The sequence below is a fragment of the Bifidobacterium sp. LH_449 genome (assembly GCF_056356755.1).
The window spans coordinates 115,608-137,122 of the sequence record NZ_JBKEUV010000001.1; the positions used below are offsets into that span (position 1 = coordinate 115,608).

General features: G+C 64.2%; 16 protein-coding genes. 7 read left to right on the forward strand and 9 right to left on the reverse strand.

Annotation, left to right across the window (positions count from 1 at the left end; all coding sequences use genetic code 11):
* Positions 1–21: 21 nt before the first annotated feature.
* From AC1AX7_RS00505 to AC1AX7_RS00530, 6 genes are all read right to left on the reverse strand, one after another.
* Positions 22–999, reverse strand: a complete 978-nt coding sequence (locus AC1AX7_RS00505; RefSeq protein ID WP_476508156.1) for an AEC family transporter — start codon at positions 997–999, stop codon at positions 22–24.
* Positions 1,000–1,095: 96 nt separating this feature from the next.
* Positions 1,096–1,305, reverse strand: coding sequence for a zinc ribbon domain-containing protein (locus AC1AX7_RS00510; protein WP_476508157.1), 210 nt, complete (start codon positions 1,303–1,305; stop codon positions 1,096–1,098).
* A 24-nt stretch (positions 1,306–1,329) separates the two neighbouring features.
* Entirely contained in the window at positions 1,330–1,965 is a 636-nt protein-coding gene (locus AC1AX7_RS00515; RefSeq protein ID WP_476508158.1) for a haloacid dehalogenase-like hydrolase, read from the reverse strand.
* Positions 1,966–2,201: 236 nt separating this feature from the next.
* Positions 2,202–3,296 (reverse strand): redox-regulated ATPase YchF, encoded by a 1,095-nt coding sequence (gene ychF / locus AC1AX7_RS00520; protein WP_476508159.1) that lies wholly within the window; start codon positions 3,294–3,296, stop codon positions 2,202–2,204.
* Between the two features lie 75 nt (positions 3,297–3,371).
* Positions 3,372–4,184, reverse strand: a complete 813-nt coding sequence (proC, locus tag AC1AX7_RS00525) for a pyrroline-5-carboxylate reductase (RefSeq protein ID WP_476508160.1) — start codon at positions 4,182–4,184, stop codon at positions 3,372–3,374.
* A 59-nt stretch (positions 4,185–4,243) separates the two neighbouring features.
* A complete protein-coding gene (locus AC1AX7_RS00530; RefSeq protein WP_476508161.1) occupies positions 4,244–5,593 on the reverse strand; it encodes an alpha/beta fold hydrolase in 1,350 nt (449 codons plus the stop codon).
* Between the two features lie 266 nt (positions 5,594–5,859).
* On the opposite strand from AC1AX7_RS00530, the gene AC1AX7_RS00535 reads away from it, so the two are divergent.
* Both AC1AX7_RS00535 and AC1AX7_RS00540 read left to right on the forward strand, forming a co-directional pair.
* Positions 5,860–8,397 carry a sensor histidine kinase gene (locus tag AC1AX7_RS00535; RefSeq protein WP_476508162.1) on the forward strand — a complete coding sequence of 846 codons (2,538 nt, stop codon included), beginning with the start codon at positions 5,860–5,862 and terminating at the stop codon, positions 8,395–8,397.
* Between the two features lie 88 nt (positions 8,398–8,485).
* Entirely contained in the window at positions 8,486–9,250 is a 765-nt protein-coding gene (locus AC1AX7_RS00540) for a response regulator (protein ID WP_476508163.1), read from the forward strand.
* 155 nt (positions 9,251–9,405) lie between these two features.
* On the opposite strand, the gene AC1AX7_RS00545 is transcribed toward AC1AX7_RS00540, so the two are convergent.
* The 3 genes from AC1AX7_RS00545 to AC1AX7_RS00555 all read right to left on the reverse strand — a co-directional run bounded on the left by AC1AX7_RS00545 (position 9,406) and on the right by AC1AX7_RS00555 (position 14,452).
* Positions 9,406–12,057, reverse strand: coding sequence for an ABC transporter permease (locus AC1AX7_RS00545; protein WP_476508164.1), 2,652 nt, complete (start codon positions 12,055–12,057; stop codon positions 9,406–9,408).
* A 14-nt stretch (positions 12,058–12,071) separates the two neighbouring features.
* Complete coding sequence (locus AC1AX7_RS00550) at positions 12,072–12,935, reverse strand: ABC transporter ATP-binding protein (protein WP_476508381.1); 864 nt, start codon at positions 12,933–12,935, stop codon at positions 12,072–12,074.
* Positions 12,936–13,138: 203 nt separating this feature from the next.
* Positions 13,139–14,452: an O-acetylhomoserine aminocarboxypropyltransferase/cysteine synthase family protein gene (locus AC1AX7_RS00555; protein WP_476508165.1), complete on the reverse strand. Its 1,314-nt coding sequence runs from the start codon at positions 14,450–14,452 to the stop codon at positions 13,139–13,141.
* Positions 14,453–14,799: 347 nt separating this feature from the next.
* Between AC1AX7_RS00555 and AC1AX7_RS00560 the strand changes: the two genes are divergently transcribed.
* From AC1AX7_RS00560 to AC1AX7_RS00580, 5 genes are all read left to right on the forward strand, one after another.
* Positions 14,800–15,672, forward strand: a complete 873-nt coding sequence (locus AC1AX7_RS00560; RefSeq protein ID WP_476508166.1) for a PfkB family carbohydrate kinase — start codon at positions 14,800–14,802, stop codon at positions 15,670–15,672.
* 350 nt (positions 15,673–16,022) lie between these two features.
* Positions 16,023–16,460: a YraN family protein gene (locus tag AC1AX7_RS00565; protein ID WP_476508167.1), complete on the forward strand. Its 438-nt coding sequence runs from the start codon at positions 16,023–16,025 to the stop codon at positions 16,458–16,460.
* Positions 16,460–17,986: a YifB family Mg chelatase-like AAA ATPase gene (locus tag AC1AX7_RS00570; RefSeq protein WP_476508168.1), complete on the forward strand. Its 1,527-nt coding sequence runs from the start codon at positions 16,460–16,462 to the stop codon at positions 17,984–17,986. The genes AC1AX7_RS00565 and AC1AX7_RS00570 overlap by 1 nt, the downstream gene beginning before the upstream one ends.
* Entirely contained in the window at positions 17,983–19,632 is a 1,650-nt protein-coding gene (gene dprA / locus AC1AX7_RS00575; protein ID WP_476508169.1) for a DNA-processing protein DprA, read from the forward strand. Before AC1AX7_RS00570 ends, dprA begins: the two co-directional genes overlap by 4 nt.
* Positions 19,629–21,491 carry an FAD-binding protein gene (locus tag AC1AX7_RS00580; RefSeq protein WP_476508170.1) on the forward strand — a complete coding sequence of 621 codons (1,863 nt, stop codon included), beginning with the start codon at positions 19,629–19,631 and terminating at the stop codon, positions 21,489–21,491. The genes dprA and AC1AX7_RS00580 overlap by 4 nt, the downstream gene beginning before the upstream one ends.
* The last annotated feature ends 24 nt before the right edge of the window (positions 21,492–21,515 follow it).

Sequence of the window (21,515 nt, forward strand, 5' to 3'; positions counted from 1 at the left end):
TAGAAGACGGCAGACGTCATATCAGAACATCACGTAGGACACGGCGCTCAACGTGAACAGGCTCGCAATCGTCGTCACCAGCACCATGCCCACCGCATACTGCGGCATATTGCGCTCACGCTCCGCGAACATCACCAGCGCGCTCATCGTCGGCAAGCCGGCGACCAGCGAAATCATATGCACCATGTCCGCAGGCAGCGCCGGCAGCCCCGACCAAACCGGCGCATACGTCAGCAGCGCGCACAGGGCGACCGGGACCAGCAGCATTTTGAATGCGACGCCTGCATACAATTCCGGGCAGCGCAGCACGCCCGACCAATCGCGTAACACCAGCAGACCGCCCAGATACAGCATCGACAGCGGCGTGGAGATGCCGCCCAACGAACGGATCGGCGACAGAACCCGTTCAGGCACGTCAACGCCAAGAAGAATCACCAGAATCGACAACGCCACCGACACCAGCGCGGGACTGACCAGACCGGACACACGATCCCGCCACGAACGGGCGGGGCGCTCGTCGAACCGACCGCTGCGATTCGACAGCGGCTTCGTGATCCACACGCCGTACGTCCACAGCAGGCACTGGTCCACCAGCGACATCAACGCGAAATACAACGCGCCACGCTCCGGGAACAACGCCAACACCAGCGGCAGGCCGATGAAACCGGCATTGCCGAAAATGAACGACGCCTGGAACAGGCGGCCGCGCTCCCCCGGCACGCGCAGCAGCTTCGACAGTAGCCACATCGAACCGATCAGCAGCGCATAAACCAGCAACGTCACCCAGATCATCGCGCCCGAATGCAGCAGATCCGACCTCGTCGCGCCCGACACCGCATTGGCGAACACCAGCATCGGAATGCCGACCTTCAAGATCAGCTGGCAGATGCCGTTCAGCATCCTCTCATCCAGCAGGCGCGCCTTCACGCACACCGCGCCGATGCCCATCATCACCGCCATGCCGATCAGCTGATCCAACACCACGCCGAACTGCTGCATACTACCTGCCCACCTGCGCTTCTCTTCCGGTCGCCTTTCCGCTTTTCCGCCCATCGTCGCACGCCGCACGAAAACGGCCTCGCCCGAACATCGCCGTCAGCCGGCGAAGAAATCAAGCACGTTCATGGCCGTATCGCTATCGGCACGATACAGTTCGGTATATCCGCACCGCCTGCACGCAATCGTGACGAACCGCTTGTTCTGCACGTTGAACAGTTTGGCGACGTTGCCGCCGGTGGCCTGAAGCTGGTCGCCGTCATACTCGCGGCATCCGCATTTCACGCATACATACTGCTGCTGCACCATACGAAACTCCTTTGCGGCACGACGTCATTTGATGCGGGCAACTGTATCACCTTTCACCATGAACGCGCGTTCGGCCATGTCGATCATCGGCTGGTCGAATTTCGAATCGGTATAGAATTCGTCGATATGCGCGTCGTCGCCGTATATCTCACGGAATTTTCTCGCCTTGTTGGCCCCGAAATTCAAATATGCAACCTGATGGTTCGCCATATCGACTTCGCTTGAAACCAGATTGGACAGCCCCAGCCGACGGCAGGCCTCACCCACCGTCACATCGAACGAAGCGGTGACGATCACATCGTCAGGCCGCGGCTCATACCATGATTTGATGCGGTTCATGCGCCGGTCCCAGAATGCGTCCACCATCATGCCGAGCGTATCCGCCCCGCCAGCGCCTGCGACCGCCGCCATCCGTCCGTCGCCGAAGCGACGCTCCAGAAGGCGGGAACGCGACAGGGCATCGAGATAGCGCATCGCCACATCGCCGACGCCGGCCTCCATCTGCTCCAGCGTCGCACGCCCCAGCTTGTAGCGCAGTCCGTAATGCGCGACAGGAACGATATAGCGGAACACGCGCGGATCGTAACGCGCGGAGAACAGATACAGGTCGAACAGGCTTTCGCCGTCGTAGATCGTTCCGTCAAAATCGAATACGCGCACGCACCCTCCACTTCATCGCTTCTGTGACCATTGTAAGGATCGCGCACGTCATCCTTCACAAGAAACGACGCCGGCACGCCGCAAATACGTCGAACGTACATCCGCCGTTCACCGATTCGACGGCGGACCGCACATCCGCCGCAAGGCTTATGAAAGCGGCGCGGCTCCTGCGATACGCGGTGAGCGATAATCGGAGCCACGCCGCTTTCGGAATGGGTTTGAGGCTTTACGGGGCCCTACTTGGACACGTTGAACTTGAATTCGACGATGTCGCCGTCCTGCATCACGTAGTCCTTGCCTTCAAGGCGGAGCTTGCCTTCCTCCTTGATCTTGGCCATGCTGCCTTCGGCGGCGACGAAATCGTCGTAGGAGACGACTTCGGCCTTGATGAAGCCCTTTTCGAAATCCGTATGGATGACGCCGGCGGCCTGCGGGGCGGTCCAGCCCTTATGGATCTGCCATGCGCGCACTTCCTTTTCGCCTGCGGTCAGGAAGGTCTGCAGGCCGAGGATGTCGAAGCCGACGCGGGCGAGCTGGTCGAGGCCGGACTCCTTCAGGCCGGCGTCTTCGAGCATTTCACGGGCGTCCGCCTCATCGAGCTCGGTCAGCTCGGCTTCGAACTGCGCATTGAGGAAGATGGCCTGCGCCGGGGCGACGGAGGCGGCCAGCTTCGCCTTGAGCTCGTCGTTGGCCAGTTCGGAATCGTCCACGTTGAACACGTAGATGAACGGCTTGGCGGTCATCAGATGCAGGTCGTAGACCTCGTCCTTGTCGAAACGGCCTTCGCGGGCGGCATGGTCGATGGTTTCGCCGGCCTCGAGGATTTCCTTGGCCTTCTTCACCGCCTCCATATAGGACGGTTCGATCTTCTTGCCGCGCAGATCCTTTTCGAGCTTCGGCAGCGCGTTTTCGATGGTCTGCAGATCGGCGAGGATCAGCTCCGTGTTGATCGTTTCGATGTCGTCGGACGGATCGACCTTGCCGTTGACATGCACGATGTCGTCGTTTTCGAAGGCGCGCACGACTTCGCAGATCGCGTCCGCCTCGCGGATGTTGGCCAGGAACTTGTTGCCCAGGCCTTCGCCTTCCGACGCGCCTTTGACGATGCCGGCGATGTCGACGAAGGTGACGGTGGCCGGCACGATCTTTTCGGTGTGCACGAGTTCGGCGAGCACGGGCAGACGGTCGTCCGGCAGCGGCACGATGCCGGTGTTCGGCTCGATGGTGGCGAACGGATAGTTCTCCGCCAGCACGTTGTTGCGGGTCAGCGCATTGAACATGGTGGACTTGCCGACGTTCGGCAGTCCGACGATTCCGATAGTAAGAGACATGCCTGTTAGCCTACCTTCCAGCCACGTCAACACGTATCGTGCTGCGTTCCGCTGATGTCGCGAGCCGCCGCCGCTTCAGCCGACGATTTCGTCCACCGCGTCGATGACCGCTCCGCGGAATCCGTCCTTCTCCAATCGGGCGACGCCTCGGATGGTGGTGCCGCCCGGCGAGCAGACCGCGTCCTTCATCGCGCCCGGATGCGTTTCGTCGTTCAGATACAACGCGCCCACGCCTTCGACCATGCGGGCCGCCAGGCGATAGGCGGCGGCGCGGGACAGGCCGTATTTCACGCCGGCGTCGCCCAATGCCTCGATGTACATCGCGGTGAAGGCGGGCGCGCAGCCGGCGACGACCATGGCGATGTCCATATGGGCGGCGTCGACGCGTTCGATCAGCGAGATCGGGGCGAACAACGATTCGAACAGACCGGTCTGCGCCTCGTCCAACGTGTTGTCCGTTTCGGTGACGAGCACGCCTTTGCCGACGGCCATCGGCGTGTTCGGGATCGTGCACTGCAGGTGAACGCGCGAGGCGGCGTCGCCGAACAGGGCCCGGTATCGTTCCAGGTTCCAGCCCGCCGCGATGGAGACGACCAGCGTGCCGCGTGCCGCCAGCGTTTCGGCGAGGGGGCCGATCACGGACTCGATCTGGTGCGGTTTGATGGCGATGATGACGACGTCGGCGGTCTGCGCGATTTCGTTCGCGTCATGCATGGCATGGGCGCCGATGCGTTCCACGTTGCGCTGCAGTTTGTCGAAGTGCGCGGCGCAGGCGACGATGCGGTCGCCGTCGGCGGCGTTCGCCGCGACCATGCCTTGCGCGATGGCCTGGGCCATGTTGCCGTAGCCGATGAAGCCGATCGTCGGCCGGGTGGTGTTGCCGTTCATGCGTGTCTCCTTAAGTCTTGTCCGTGTTGTTTCGATGGGAATCCGGCGGTGGGGGAAAATCAGCGGAACAGTTCCTCGAGGTCGCCGCGGTTGAGCGCCTCGTCGTACAGGTGTCTGAACACGACGGAACCGTGCAGCCCGTCATGTTCGAATTCGTTGGTCACCCAATAGTGGGAGCGTCCGACGCGGCTGAGCGTGTCGAGCTGCATGCCGGAGTCGACGTACATGTCGTCGAAGTAGACGGCGGATTGCAGCGGCACTTCGTTGCGGGCCAGCCGGTCGGCGTCGTAGATCACGCCGAAACGCGTGTCCTCCATCAGAAGGTCCATTGCGGGCTTGAATGGCCGCAGCGCCTTCTCCTGTTCGAACATCCACGGGAACATCGCCTCTCCGGTGAAGGTCAGCGGACGGCGGTCCGCGCCGAATTGCGGCATGGCGTCGCGTACGCGCTGCGCGGCCCATCGGATCGGCTCGTCCAGCTCGCCGTTCGCGTAGATGAATTCCTGCAGCGGCCAGTAGAGCGGTTTCGACGCGGTCGCCGTCATCACCTTGAACAGGAATTCGTCGGACAGCTCCGACGAGGCCGAAGCGGAGCCGTCCCCGTCGAGGAAGGCGTCGTCCATGATCCAATGCACGCGTTCGAAGCTCGGTTTCATGCCGAAGTCGGAGCCCAACGTCTGCAGGCGCTCGACGGTCAGCATATCGCCGTTGGGCAGCGCGATGCCTTCCGGCCCCGCGGCTTCGATGATGTCGGCCACCGCCGCCACGCGTTCGGCGTCCTGCGGGTAGCGTTCATAATACCGGCGCGTTTTCGTTTCCATGCGCGGGAAGGTATGTTCGTACACTTCGGTGGCGTCGGCCGGCACATGCGGGATGCCGCCGGTGGTGAAGCTTGCGGTGACGCCGTCCGGGAACAGCGAAAGGTACGTCAACGTAAGGAAGCCGCCGTAGCTTTGGCCGAGCGTCACCCAACGCCGGCCTTCGAATTCGGTCAGTCGCAGATGCTCGAAATCGCGGATGATGGAATCGGCGAGGAATTTCTTCAGGTAGGCCGCTCCCTGGGCGGCGTCCATCCGGTTCATGATATGCGAATCGATGCGCGAGGAACGCCCTGTGCCGCGCTGGTCGGGCAGTATGACGCGGAAATGCCTGACGGCCTCCTCGATCCAACCGTCGGATTGCGGGCTGTTCAGACGCGGGCCGGCGCCGCCGGGGCCGCCTTGCAGGAAGATCAGCAGCGGCATGTCGTCGTGCACGTGTTCGGGTGCGGTGACGACGCGGTAGAACAGGTTGACGCTTTCACCGGCGAATCCTTGCCCGGGCTTGCGGCCTGTCCAATCGAACGGGACCATGATCGAGCGGTCCTCGATATGCAGTCCCGGCACATAGTATTCGGCGAGCAACGTCATCGCCTTCCACCTTCCTTCACTGTCCCATGGCGTCATGTTGCATGAGATCACGGGATTCACGCCCGCGCGCGCATCCTCCCGACCCGCGCGCAGCATCCTTTACCCGTCATAGCATAATCGGGCGGTCTCCTTGCCGTGATGAAGCGTCCGCGTTCGGCGCGGCGTCCCTGTTCCGCCGTACGGCATGCACATGGGCGCGCCCGCTCATCCCCGCGTATGATGGCCGCCGTGGGGACTTCGCGCTAGCCTGTTCTTTCATGGGATTGATGGCACGCTTGGTTGATGCGGTCCGGGGCAACGTACTGGTGAAGGACACCGCGTATGCCCTGCTGTATGCGTTGCTGTTCCTCGGTACCGCTTCGTCGCTGGGACGGTCCCCCGGTCTGCTGTTCATGGTTTCCACGTCCGGACAGATGGTATGGACGTGCGTGCAACTGGTGCCGTTGGCGATGCGCCGCTGGCGTCCGCGTACGGCGGCGTTGCTGTTCGTCGCATTGGCCATCGCGCAGCTCATCGTCGGTCCGATGATGACCCTTACCGATTTTCTGGCGCTTCCGATGCTGTATTCGGTGATCGTGTACGACGAGCCCCGGCATACGCGTCCGTACATCGTCCTGGCGTTCGGCATGGGCGCCGTGGCCGCTTCGATGATGGGATGGGTGTCGGTCATCGGCCCGCGGTTCCCCGGACCGGTGTATGCGGAACAGTATGTGCCGATCCGGGAGGCGTTGACGGATCCGTCGTTCTGGGTGTCGATCATCGGCAGTTCCCTGTTCCTCTACATGCTGATCTGCCTGTGTCTGCTGTCCACCATCGTCATGGCGTACTGGCAGCGCGCACGCCTGGCCACCGTCAGCATGATGAGGGAACGCAACGCCGCCATCGAGGCCCGCGAGCAGGAGGAGCGCCATATCGCCGCCCTGGCCGAACGTGCACGCATCGCCCGCGATATGCATGACGTCGTCGCCCACACCCTGTCGATCATCATCATCCAATCCGACGGTGGAAGGTATGCGGGCGCGGACGACCCGGACATCGCCCGCGCCACGATGCACACGATCCGCCATGAGGCGGAGCGCGCATTGCACGATATGAAATGCCTGTTGGGCGTGTTCGGCGGTTCCCGGCATGCCGACTACGCCGACATCGACGCGCTGGTCACACAGGCCACGAACACGGCGCCGGACTGCACGTTCACCCGGGTCGTTCACGGCGCCCCGGCCCCTTCCCGACTGTCCGGACCGGCGGGCGTCGCCATATACCGCGTCGTGCAGGAATCCCTGACGAATGTCCGCAAATACGCCGGACCGCGCGTCACCGTGACGATACGGGAGGATTGGGGCGACGACATGCTGCGCATCGTCATCGAGGACGACGGACGCGGCGCGGCCGCCTCATTGGACGGGCATACGAGCGGATACGGCCTGCTGGGCATGCGCGAACGCGTCGAGGCGGTCGGAGGCCGCGTGTCGAGCGGGCCACGGCTGAACGGCGGATACGCGGTGGCCGCCGAAGTGCCCCTTGGGTCTCGGCGATCCGACGGGGACGGCGATGACGCCGCGGAACGCACGGGCGACTCTGCGGATGTGGAGTCCGCCGTCGTCGTGCCAGGCGACGCCCCGCACGACGGCGTTGCGCAGCCGACGGCCGAGCGTCGCCGGGCGGAGGCCGAGAGGCCGGCGGCCCCATCCGTGCGTCTTGCCATGCCGTCGCTGTCCGCCGTGACGTCGTTATTCGCGAAATTCCGTTCCCGTCCGATAGACCAGGCCTCGTTGGACGGCGGGAAGCGTTCCAATGCCGTGGAGCGCCTGTCGCAGTGGACGGAACGGCATTACATGCTCGTCGATTCGCTGTCCGCCGCATTGATGCTGGTCGTATCGCTCCGCCTGCTGTCGTCCTCCTATGGCGATGTCGCGTTCTGGATGCTGGATACGCCTACGATGCGGCAGTATCTGGCCGACATGCTCGTCATCGTCATGATGGTCACGCCGCTGGCGTTCCGACGCCGGTTCCCGGAATCAAGCGCCGCCGTCGTGGCCGTATCCGCCGCGTTCCAGCTTGCCTTCCTCCCCGGGTCGATCATCACCGTGAATCTGCTGGCATTGTGCTCGTTGTATTCCGCGGTGCTGTACGGACGGGAGCATGCCTGGCGCTGGGCCGGGGCCGCAGCGATCGTGGACGCGGGGCTCGTCGGTCTGAGAGTGGGGGTCGAAGTCAGGGGGTACGTGACGCTGTTCGATTGGCTGCGGGGCCTGCGTCTGGGCATGCCGATGCCCTATTTTTCCAGACTGACCGCGGTGATGTGGGCCGTCAGCACCGCCATGGTCTGCTTCGGCGTCATCGCGGCGGCGCGTTGGACCCGCTCCAGCGGGACCAACGTGCTGGTGCTGCGGGCCCGCGAGGAGGCGTTGCGCGCCGAGCAGGAGAAGCAGAAGCTGCTGGCGGCGAATATGGAACGCGACCGCATCGGCGCACGCATTCAGGAGGAGGTCACGCGCACGTTGACCACCGTCATCGATCAGGCCGCGGACGGCCTGCGGATGCTGGACGAATGCGCCGCTGACGGACGGTCCCCCTCCCGAGAAGACATCACGGCGGCGTTCAAGGCGATCGGCGATCAGGGACGTGCCGCATTGGCGCATATGCGACGGCTGCTCGGCGTTCTGCGCCAGACGGAATTCAGCGACGCCCCGCAACGGGACGCCGCGCCGCAGATGCAGCTGCACCCCGTGAAATCCTTGGATGAGCAGCTGAAGGACTTCGCCGGCGATACGGCTCCGACGCCGGACGCCCCGCAACGGTAGGCCATACGCTCCCCCGGGTGCGCTCAGGGTCGGATTCAGGGTATGTTGCACCGGTCTGAGACCGCGGCCGTCGGCTAGTGTGGGGCCTATGAACGACATGCAAAGGATTCGGGTGGCAATCGCCGACGACCAGGAACTCGTACGCGTCGGCTTCTCGATGGTGATCGGCTCGCAGCCGGACATGCAGGTGGTGGGGCAGGCCGGGGACGGCGAAACGGCCGTGGCGCTGGCCGGGACGACGCATCCCGATGTGATGCTGATGGACGTGCGCATGCCCGGCATGGATGGCATCGAAGCGGCCCGGCGCATCAGCGCCATGCATGCCGACGGCGAGGACGCCGACGGAGCGCCGGATCGTCCTGCACGCACCCGCGTGATCATCCTTACGACGTTCGATCTGGATGAATACGTGATGGCCGCGATCAATGCGGGCGCTTCCGGCTTCCTGCTCAAGGACACGGAGCCGGAGACGCTGCTCAATTCCATCCGCACCGTATTCCACGGCAATGCGATCATCGCGCCGTCCGCGACGAAGCGCCTTATCGAAAAGATGATGGCCGACGGTCTGACGAGGAACACGCCCGGCGCGGATGGCGGCCAGGCCGGGGCCCCGCTTGGGCCATGCGACGGAGAGCCGGCCGCATACACCGACCCGGAGCTGGATACGCTCACCGAACGCGAGCGCGAGGTGCTGATCGAGATCGCCCATGGCCTGAGCAATCAGGAGATCGCCGATAAGCTGTTCGTCGGCCTGCCGACCGTCAAAACGCATGTGGCGCATATTCTGTCGAAGATCAATGCCCGCGATCGGGTGCAGGCGGTGGTGTTCGCCTATGAGAACCATCTGGTCTGACCGTATATGGGGCCGACGGCGCGGCGTGTGGGCAATGGCCGCGCGTTTCGGTTGCCCGGGCGTCCGGAATACGCAGTGACGGCATTGGGGCGGAACCCGTTTCGGGTTCCGCCCCAATGCCGTCACGAGGATGGCCGCCGGCGTCTTCTACGGCGTCAGCTTTCGGCCAGCGCTTCGACCGGCGGCGTCTTGATGGCGCGGCGGGCCGGCAGGATGCTGGCGAGCAGGGCCGCGATCGCGGCCACCGCCAGCATGATGCCGTCGTATTCCCATTCGATGGGGAACACGGTTTCGGCGTACAGGCTGAACACCATATAGGAGCCGAGCCAGCCGAACAGCGTGCCGAGCACGATGCCGCAGACGCCGGAGACGATCGAGATGAGCAGCGCTTCGATGGCCAGCGACCGTCGCAGCTGGCCGCGTGTCATGCCGATGGCGCGCAGCGTCGCGGATTCGTGGGTGCGTTCGATCACCGACAGGCTCAGCGTGTTGGCGACGCCGATAAGCGCGATGAACACGGCGACCGCGATCAGCCCGACCAGCAGCAGCATCATCGAGTCGATCATCTGGTCCCATTCGGCGCGTTCGGCGATGGGGCCGGATACGGTGACGTCACCGTTGTCTTCGGTCTGCCGCTGCACGTCGAGGAACACGTCGTTGAGCGTGGCGTCCGAGCCTTCGTCGACGTCGATCAGCATGAGATGTCCGCTTGTGTCGAGCTCTCCGTCCGTAAAACGTTCGGCGTCGATGAAGGCGACGACGCTGTAGGAGTTGGATACGCGACGATAGTCCGCCTGCTGCGGCGCGAACGCCACGGTATCCTTCCTTTCGCCGGTGGGCTGGTCGAGCATCGTCACGTCGATGTCCTGTCCGGCCTCGTAGGCGAGCTCCTTGCCCGTGTTGGCGGTGTATCGGGGCAGCAGGATGGCGTCGGGGCCGAGCGTGACGCCGGACAGGTCCGCCTGCATGACGTCCGCGAGCTCGTTGATGTCGTCGACTCCCACGAGCAGGGCGGAAAGCTCCTGCCCGTCCTGGTCCTTGACGATGGCGTTTTCGGTGGGCGCGTACAGGGATCCGGCGACGCCCTTGATGCCGGCGATGGCTTCGGCTTCCTTCGGGGTGACGCCGGACGCGACGATGTCGACGCTGTAGCGGCTGTCGAGCGCGTCCCCCATCGTTTCCTTGGCGCTGGCCGCTCCGGTGGCGATGGTGGAGACCAGTGTCACGCCGATCAGCAGGGCCGCGCCCGTGGCCGCGATGCGACGCGGGTTCTTCTGGATGTTCGCATGCGCCAGCGTCGCGGATGGTCCGGCGTGGGCGACGAGCGCGCCGACGCCTTTCATCAGGACGGGCATCCAGAAGAGGGAGGTCAGCACGACGCCGAGGAAGATCAGTCCCGCGCCCGCTATCGCGCCGAGCAGGATGATGCTGTACTGGTCGTTGAGGATGGTGTCGTCGCCGTCCAGTCCGGCCGTCAGTCGTTGTACGCAGATCGCGGCGGCCGCGATGCCGACGATGATGGACAGCACGCCCACGATGCCGCGCACGCGGCCGGTCTTGCGCCTGTCCGTCAATTCGAGCGGGCGCAGCGCTTCCAAGGCGGTGACGGACGTGGCGAGCCGCGCCGAACCAATGGAGGCGAGCACCGTCATGACGACGCCGAACGACACCGGAACGATGAACACCGGCCAGGTGAGGATCAGCCGCAGGTCAGCGCCGTTGGCCTTCATCACGTCGGATCCGCAGACCAGGCCCATCAGGCCGATGCCGGCACCCACGCCCAGCAGGGATGCGACCAGGCCAAGCAGGCCCGCTTCGAACAGCACCGAGGCGTACAGCTGTCCCTTCCTCGCGCCGATGGTGCGCAGCAACGCGAGGATGCGGCGGCGTTGGGCGACGAGCACCTGGAAGGTGTTGGCGATGACGAGTGCGGCGACGATCATGGCGAGGATGCCGAAGCTCATCAGGAAGGTGGTGACGATGTCGGTCTGACCGGCGCTGAGCGCGTCCATGGCCATGTCGCCCAGCACCTGACGGCTTTCCACGATGTAGTGTTCCGGCAGCATCGTTTCGATCTGCGAGATGGCGTCGTCCAGCGTCCGCTGGTCGTCGTCATCGAGGTCGAGCAGCAGCATGGTGACGGTGGCGTCGTTGAAATCGGCCACGCCGTTGATGTACGCCAGCACGTTGTCGGACAATACCGCGGCGCCGCCGTAATAGCCGTAGGCGCCGCCGGTGTCCTCCGTCAGGCCGACGACGCGCACTTCATAGTCGTCCGTGCCGCCGTTCTCGTGGTATGCCCATTGCGAGTCGACGCCGACGGTGTCCCCGATGGAGATACCGAGCTGGCCCGCCATGGCTTTCGGCAGTGCGATTTCGTCGTCTTCGGCCGGCTGGTCTCCTTCCGTGATATCGACGGGAAGCAGTCCGGGCTCGTCCGCGGTGGAGACGGCGTAGCCGTTGGCGTGGCGTCCGTCCGTCGTGGTCACGTCGAGTTCGTTCGACGCGTCGGCCCGCACGGATCTGACGCCTTGTACGGCCCGGATGCCGTCGAGACGGAAATCACCGACTGTCCTCGTATAGACTTCGTTGATTTCCTCGTCGCTCAGACCTTCCAGTTTTTCGGTCGTCACGAAATAGTTCGCGTCGCCGTACTGCGCGGTCAGCTGACGACGCAGGGAGTCGTCCATCGCATTGCCGAGCAGGAAGGTCGAGGCTATGAACGCGGTGCCGATCAGAATGGCGATTCCCGCGGGAATGAGCATTCTGAGGCTTTTGCGCATGAGTTTCACGGTGATTGACCACATGTCGGATCCTCCTTTCAGCGGGCGTGGCGGGCCGATGCGCCCTGGACTCCGGAGAACGGCGTGGGGTCGGACGGCGTGGCGGCGCGTGTGGCGCGCTCCCGCTCCGCCATCAGCAGCTCGTTCATCCGTTCGGCGGACGGGGCGTCCTCATCGGCGACGATGCGCCCGTCGGCGAAGACGATGGCACGGTCGGCGTAGGAGGCCGCGACCGCATCATGCGTCACCATGACGATCGTCTGCCCCAGCTCCTTGACGGAATGCCGCAGGAAGCTGAGCACCTCCGCGCTGGAGACCGAATCGAGGTTTCCCGTCGGCTCGTCCGCGAACACCAAGGCCGGCTTGCCGATCAGAGCGCGGGCGATGGCGACGCGCTGCTGCTGGCCGCCGGACAGTTCGTTGGGCCTGTGGTTCAGACGCTCCTTCAATCCCAGCGTGGAGACCAGCATGTCGAACCATTGGCGGTCCGCCTTGCGGCCCGCCAGCGTCAACGGCATGACGATGTTCTGTTCGGCGGTGAACATGGGCAGCAGATTGAAGTTTTGGAAGATGAAGCCTATCTTGTCGCGGCGCAGCTTCGTCAGCTGGTTGTCGTTCATGACGGTGATGTCGGCCCCGTCGAACATGATGTGCCCGGCCGTGACCGAATCCAGCCCCGCCAAAGTGTGCATCAGTGTGGATTTTCCCGAGCCGGACGGCCCCATGATGGCTGTGAACCGGCCTTTTTCGAATCTGATGTTCACGTCGCGCAGCGCATGCACGACGCCTTCCCCGCGGCCATAGTCCTTTTTCAGTCCGATCGCCTCGATCGCCGCCGGGCGCACGACCGGCACGCCCGTCTCGCGGACGTCCGTCCGATCGCCTGCATATGCGGGATTCATGCTGCTTTCCTGCATGGCTGTTCCTTCCCCTGTCGTGAAACGCGCCGGACGTTACCGATTTCGCCCGGCCGATGATTCCAGCGTATGGAACATCCGTCGCCGACGGCATCGTGCGGCGGGATGGAATGCGAAGGGCCGCTCATCCTCGAGGATGAGCGGCCCAATCCGCCCGACGGCGGACCATGCCCGCTGCTGCCGGCCGTCTATGCTCCGTGGCCTGCGGCGCGCACCGCGTCGAACGCGCCGTCAAGGTCGGCGATGATGTCGTCGATATGCTCCAATCCGATGGACAGGCGGATCGTCCCTTCCGAAATTCCCTGTTCGGCCAATTCCCGCTCATTCAGTTGCGCATGCGTGGTGGAGGCGGGGTGGATCACCAGGCTCTTGGCGTCGGCCACGTTGGCGAGCAGGCTGAACAGGTGCAGGTTGTCGATGAACACACGCGCCGCATCCTTGCCCCCGGCGATGTCGAAGGTGAAGATCGAACATGCGCCGTCGGGGAAATACCTGCGGTACAGCGCGTTATCGGCACGCCCTTCGATGGAGGGGTGCGACACCGAAACGACCTGCGGCACCCGGCGCAGATATTCCACGACCTGCAACGCATTCGACACATGACGTTCGACGCGCAGCGACAGCGTCTCCGTGCCCTGCAGCAGCAGGAACGCGGCGAACGGCGACAGCGTCGCGCCGGTGTCGCGCAGCAATACCGCACGGATGCGGGTGACGAACGCGCAGGCGCCCAGAGCTTCATGGAACACGAGGCCGTGATAGCTCGGATCCGGCTCGCTCAACGTCGGGAACCTGCCCGGCACGGCCGACCAGTCGAACCGGCCGCCTTCGACGATGACGCCGCCCAGCGTCGTGCCATGCCCGCCGATGAACTTCGTGGCCGATTCGACCACGACGTCGGCGCCATGCTCCAGCGGGCGGAACAGATACGGCGTGGCGAACGTGTTGTCGACGACCAGCGGCAGATGATGGCGGTGCGCGATCTCGCCCAAACGCTCGACGTCGCACAGGTCGGCGTTTGGATTGCCGAAGGTCTCCGCATAGATGAGCTTCGTGTTTCCCCGGATCGCGTCTTCGAAGGCGTCCGGGTCGTCGGCCGGCACGAACGTCGTGTCCACGCCGTCACGCGGCAGCGTGTGGCGCAGCAGGTTGTAGGTGCCGCCGTAGATGTTGCGGGCCGCGACGATATGGTCGCCCGCCTGGGTGATGTTGCGGACCGCATATTCGACGGCGGCCGCGCCGGAGGCGACGGCCAATGCCGCGGCGCCGCCCTCCAAAGCCGCGATGCGCTCCTCGAACACGCTCTGCGTCGGATTGGTCAGACGGCCATAGATGTTGCCCGGGTCCGACAATGCGAAACGCGCTGCGGCATGGTCGAAATCATGGAACACGTAGCTCGCGGTCTGGTAGATCGGCACCGCGCGCGAATCGGTGGCCGGATCGGCCCGCTCCTGTCCCGCATGCAACTGCAGGGTTTCAAAATGCCGCCGTTCGAATCGAGTCATCCGCATGTCCTTTCCTCGTATTTCCAGACGTCGTCGGCGCGACGTTGACGACGACGATACGGAACGCGGCAGGCCATGCGCAAGAAAATCGTTATCGTTCTTCCTTATAACGGCCTATCGAACGGCGTCGCCGGAGACGATTCCGCCATGCCGAGGGGCGCGCGCCACGCCGCCCCGACTCGGCGACACGCCCGGAAACGACGTTCTATGCCGCACGGACCGCGTCCCATATGCAAACAATTGCAATCCCGTTCCCAAGTTTGGGACTAAAGTCGTATGCAGCTTCACGGCAACGGCCGACCGATCCGAAAACGGTGGCCTCGTGAAACGAGAGGAAAGGACATCCCATGACCGACATGACGCTTTACCAGCGTGACCCTCATTACATTCCGCGCGTCGCCGCGGTGCACGACATGTGCGGATACGGCAAATGCTCGCTGACCGCCGCGATCCCGATTCTTTCCGCGGCCGGCTGCGACGTATGCCCCGTACCGACCGCGCTGTTCTCCGCGCACACGCGCTACGAGGTGTTCACCTTCCACGACACCACCGACATCCTTTCCGGCTATCTTGACGCGTGGAGGAAGGAGGACGTCGAGCTCGACGGCGTCTACTCCGGCTTCCTCGGCTCCGCCGAACAGGTCGCCCTGATCCAGCGGCTGTACGGCGAATACCCGAACGCGCTGCGTCTGGTCGACCCGGTGATGGGCGACGCCGGCGAAATCTACGCGACCTACACGCCGGAACTGTGCGAGGCGATGGGCGCGCTCGCCGATGGCGCCGACGTGCTGTTGCCGAATCTGACCGAGGCTTCGATTCTGACCGGCCGTGAATATCCGGGGCAGAACCTCGACGACGGCCAGGTCGCCGACATGCTTGACGCGCTGCTCGGTCTGGGCGCGAAGCATGTCGTGCTCAAAGGCATCGACCGCGGGGACGGCATGCTGCGCAACTATGTGGCCTCCGCCGAATCCGGCGCGCAGGGCCGCATCGAGCTCGCCCATGAGAAGCTGCCGTTCATGTCCCACGGCACCGGCGACGCGTTCGCCTCCGCCCTGTGCGGCGCCGTGATGGCCGGCCGTTCCCTGGATGAGGCCGCACGCGTGGCCGGCGAATTCGTGCGCCACGCGATGATCAGCACGCAGAACCAGCCGCACCATGAGGATCGCGGCGTCAGCTTCGAACTGAACCTCGGCGAACTGACCTCGCTGGTCGGCTGAAAACCGCGCGAATCAGCCTTTCGGCATATTTTCGATATATTCATGCGGCGCCGTCTCCGGATAACGGAGCGGCGCCGCATCCGTTTTGTCCTGCATTGGCCCTGTTCCGCGGTGCCGCCGCGATTGGTTCCGCTCCGCATCGCCTGGTTTCGCCGGCGATCTTGCCGCCCCGTCCGATATTCTCCGACGCTCGGCGGCGTCGGATCCGTCGGAACGCATTGTGGACAAGTCGGTGTGGATAAGCGGAAATTGTCCACATTCCGTCCACGACACGCCCCGGCGGTCGTCCATTCGTCCACAATGCCCGGTCGTCCTTGCCGGAACATGCCGCGCTCTGTTCCACTTGATATATGGATACGAGGAATCATGAAGACGATACGATTCAACGGCGAATCGACGAGTTGGAGCAGCGCCTGCATGACGGCACGCTGACCGCCCGGCAGCTGGGCGAGATCGGCGAACAGTACGCCGCGGCATGGTTGGAATCACGGCAGTGGCGGACGCTGGACCGTAATTGGCGGTCGCGTTTCGGCGAATTGGACGTCGTTTCCCTGACGCCGGATCGCATCATCGTATTCGTCGAGGTCAAGACACGCAGAACCCTGCGCTACGGGGTTCCGCAAGAAGCGGTGAACCACGCCAAACAGAGCAATCTTCGCCATGCGGCGGTGCAATGGCTGTTGGAACCGGAGCATCGTTTCGCACACGACGGGGTGCGCTTCGACGTGGTGACGATCGTCGTCCGCGGCGGCACGCCCCTGGTGCATCACATCGAAGGGGCGTTCTGATGGCCATCGGAGGCGCTCTTTCCGTGGGCCTGATTGGTCTGAAGGCCTTCACGATCCAAGTGCAGGCGTTCATCTCCCCCGGCCTGCCGTATTTCTCCATCATCGGCCTGCCCGACACATCCTTGTCGGAGGCCCGCGAGCGCGTTCGTTCGGCATGCCAGGCCAGTGGCTTCTCCTGGCCGCAGACCCGCGTCACGGTGAATCTGTCGCCTGCGTCGTTTCCCAAGCGCGGCTCTTCGCATGACCTGGCCATCGCCGCGGGCGTGCTGAGCGCGGCGGGCATGATCCCCGTGGATTGCGTGGCCGATACGATCGTGTTGGGCGAGTTGAATCTTGACGGTACGGTGCTGCCGATTCATGGACTGTTGCCGATCATGCTGCATGCGCGTGAGCGTGGCATCCGTCGCATCATCGTTCCAGCCGCGAATGCCGACGAATCCGATCTGGTCGAGGGGCTCGAGATCGTCACGGTACGGCATGTCGGCGAATTGATCGAGATGTTCGGCGGCGATGCCAGATATCGGCTGCCTGACGGTCAGATCGACCGTGACCTGGACGACGGGAAGCGCTTTACGCATGACGTGGGCGATATGGCCGATGTGGTCGGTCAGGAGCAGACGAAATGGTCGCTTGAGGTGGCGGCCGCCGGCGGCCATCATCTGCTGATGGTCGGTCCTCCCGGTACGGGCAAGACCATGCTGGCTTCGCGCCTGCCGAGCATCATGTGCCCGTTGAATGAGGATGAGCAGTTGGAGGTGGCGTCCATCCGTTCGCTGTGCGGCACGCTGTCCGAGTATGGCATTACCGATGTCCCGCCGTTTGAGGCGCCTCATCATACGGCGTCGACCGCGTCTTTGGTGGGTGGGGGCTCCGGTTTGGCCGCCCCCGGGGCGATTACGCGGGCGCATTGCGGCATTCTGTTCATGGATGAGGCTCCCGAATTCCCCGCGCGCGTGCTGCAGACGCTGCGCGAGCCGTTGGAATGCGGGTATGTGACGTTGTCCCGTTCGAAGGGCACGACGCTGTATCCGGCGCGCTTCCAGCTGATCATGGCGGCGAATCCGTGCCCATGCGGCTTCGCCTACGGTACGGGCGAGCGCTGTACGTGCCGTGAGCGTGACCGTATCCGCTATTTCAATCGTCTTTCCGGTCCGATTCTGGATCGGATCGACATTCAGGTGATGGTGCCTCCGGTGGAGCGTCTTGACGTGGAAAGCATGGCTCCTCGCCGGTCGAGCGAGGATATTCGTTCTCAGGTGGTCACAGCGAAGCGTGCGGCCCATGAACGATATCGCGAGTGGGGCTGGTCGTGCAATGCGCAGGCGACCGGCACGTGGCTGCGCGCGAACACTTCGGCCAAAGCGCTGACGATGATCAATCACGCGTTGGAAAGCGAACGGCTGAGTTTGAGGGGCGCGGATAGGGCGATGCGCTTGGCGTGGACGCTGTCCGATCTGGCGGGGCGCGTGTCGCCCGGCACGGAGGAGATGGCGCAGGGCATTTCGATGAGGACGCGATTATCATGAACGACGATTGTGCAGGCGACGACGTTATGACGGGCGGCTTCGCAACAGAGGGCGCCACGCCCGGCGGCATCATGACCGGCGACGTCACGGCGGGCGATGCCTCGGCCGGCGAGGATGCACGATGCGGCCATGTTCCGCTTGATGATGAGACGCTGGCGAGAGCCGTGCTGACGTATTGCCTTGACGGCGCCGATGCGATGATGCATGCCTTGCTGAAAGGCACGGGCGGTGCGGGGACGGCGTTGCAGCTGATGATCGACGGCGACGCCGATGCGGATTCGCTGGTGTCGCGTGCCGCGACGCGCGCTTTGGACGAGGCGTTCGTCACCGGTTTGGCCAGATGGGGGCGCAAGGCAACGCCGCGCGGCATGACTTCGTTCCATCATGCGCTGGCATCATGGCGGCGACGACTGACGACGATGCCTTATAGGGAAGGGCGGGCCTTGGTGAGTTGGCTGAGCGGCAACGGCACGATGTGGATCATTGCGCCGAACAGCCCGTACTGGCCGCATCAGCTTGACGATCTGACCGTACGCACCAACTGGGCTCCTCCCCTATGCCTATGGGGCCGTGGCAATCCGGCGGCTTTGGTCAGCTGTCCGAAGCCCATCGGCATCGTCGGATCACGCGGCGCCAACGATTACGGACGTCAGGTCGCGCAGGAGATAGCACGACATGCCGCCCGGAACGGGCATCTGGTGGTATCCGGAGGCGCCATGGGCATCGACGCGGCGGCACATTGGACCGCGGTGGGCGTCAAAGCCTCCTCACCTGAAACGGCCGGCGAAACCGTCGCCGTTTTCGCCGGCGGGCTCAACCACATCGGACCGAAGATCAACCAGCATCTCTTCGACGGGATCATCGCCAACGACGGCGCGCTCATCAGCGAACACTGCCCCGACACCATTCCCGAAGCACGAAGATTCCTATTGCGCAACCGCATCATCGCCGCACTGTCATCCACTGTGGTCATCGTGCAGGCGCGGGCGCGTTCCGGAGCGCTCAACACCGCAGGTTGGGCCAACGAGCTGAATCGCGAACTGTATGCGGTGCCGGGCGATATCACCATGCCGAACAACACCGGATGCAATCGGCTCATCGAAGAGGGCAAAGCCATCATCCTGTGCTCATGCAACGACAACGGCATCTTCAATCATGAAGCGCATATGCCGGCGCATACATGTCTTGGCGGCGAAGACGAGGAAACCGACGACGCGACCGGCAACGGCGACATCGCAAACGGCGATGAAGACGACGCCGAAGACATCGGCATCGCCGACGGCGACGCTCCGAACGGCGACGCCGGATACGACGGCGATGCCGCACAATCGCGAAACGCCGCCGCGGACGCCGCCAAGCCACAGGACAGCGTCGCAGACGGCGACGCGGCGGCATCGAACGACAGCACGCGGCACGACATACGAAACGCCATACTGCACGCCATCAGCATCTGCGAGCGCCGACGCATTCCCGCCACCGCAGACACGCTATGCGCGTTGCTCAACGATGCGCGACGCGACCGCCCGACCATCGGCGACATCATGCAGGGACTCGGCGAACTCGAAATGGGCGGCGACGTCACCGTCGTCGACGGCACCCAGACATACCGACTTTCGTCCCGCCCTGTGCGACAATCAAGGGTATGAGTCCGAAGCATGTTGAAGATCTGTATGATGCGGTGATCGTCGGCGCCGGAGCGGCCGGCCTGTCCGCGGCGTTGGGATGCCTGCGCAGCGAGCGCATGCAAAACCTGAAAGACACGGGAATCGAACCGAACATTCTCGTGGTGTCCAAACTCCAGCCGTTGCGCTCGCATACCGGCTCCGCCGAAGGCGGCATCGCCGCCGCATTGGGCAACGTGGAGCATGACGACTGGCATTGGCATTACTACGACACCGTCAAGGGCGGCGACTGGCTGGTCGACCAGGATGCTGCCATGCTGCTCGCACAGCAGGCCCCCGCCACGGTGATTGATCTGGAACGTTCGGGGGTGGCGTTCTCCCGTACCGATGACGGGCGTATCGCGCAGCGTCGTTTCGGCGGGCATACCAAGGACTTCGGCGCCGAACCGGTGCGCCGTGCCGCCTATGCGACCGACCGCATCGGCCATCAGATCCTGCACGCGCTCTGGCAGCAGTGCGTCGCCGAAGGCGTGCAGTTCGCCGAAGAATGGTATGTGACCGATCTGGTGCTGTCCGAGGATGGTTCCGCCGTACGCGGCATCGTCGCCTTCGATACGCATGCCGGCGTCACTCATGCGATTCATGCGAATAACGTGCTGCTTGCCACCGGCGGTGCAGGCCGGCTGTTCCATACGACGTCGAATTCCTGGGATCTGACCGGCGACGGCATGGCGCTCGCCTTGCAGGCCGGCCTGCAGCTTGAGGATTGCGAATTCGTGCAGTTCCATCCCACGGGGCTGGCGCATACGGGCATTCTGCTTTCCGAGGCGGCGCGTGCGGAAGGCGGCGTGCTGCGCAACGCCGACGGCGAGGCGTTCATGGAACGCTATGCGCCGGGGCATGCGGATCTGGCCGCCCGCGACGTGGTGAGCCGTTCGATCATGGCCGAAATCGATGCCGGACGCGGCGTCGCCGACCCGAAGGATCCGGACGGGCCGAAGGACTGCGTATGGCTTGACATGACGGGCATCGACGCCGATCATATGCATGATGTGCTGCCGCAGGTGGTCGAAACCATCCGCGAATACGCGAACATCGATCCGACGAAGGATTATGTGCCGGTCAAACCGACCGCGCACTATACGATGGGCGGCATTCCGATCACCACGGACGGCGAGGCGTATCGTTGGACGGACGGCGAGCGCCGTATCGTCGACGGCCTGTTCGCAGCCGGCGAATGCTCCTGCGTGTCCGTGCATGGCGCGAACCGTCTCGGAGGCAATTCGCTGCTGGACGCCTGCCTGTTCGGCACCCGCGCCGGCGAGGCGTTGGCGCGGCGCATCGCGGATGATCCCGTCAACGATCCGATGCGCGAAGAGGACGGCTCCGTCGAGGACGCGGTCGAAGACGCCGCCGCACGTCGTCGCGACGAAGTCGCTGCGCTGCTTGGCGATGCCGCCGACGCCGCCGCGCATACGGATGGCGCCGATGACAATCCGTACCGTCTGATGGCCGATCTGGGCGCCGCGATGGAACGTGCCGTGGCCGTCCGCTGCGATGCGGCCGGCATCGCCGACGCACTGGAGGTCGTGCGCGAGAGTCTGCTTCCTCGAGCCGCGGCGCTGCATGCGCATGACGCCACCGCCATGTTCAATCAGGAGATCACCGCGATCTGGGAGATCCGCCATCTGCTGGACTTGGGCGGAGCGGTGTTGTCGGCGTCCGCGGCCCGTGAGGAATCGCGAGGCTCCCTGAAGCGTCTGGACTTCCCGGAACGCGACGATGCGCGCTTCCTCGCCCATTCGATGACCGACACGAACGGCGATGTCGCATGGCAGCCCGTGCACATCGTCGACATGCCGCCGCAGGCCCGCACGTACTGATAAGGAGGGCACGGCTTATGGCAC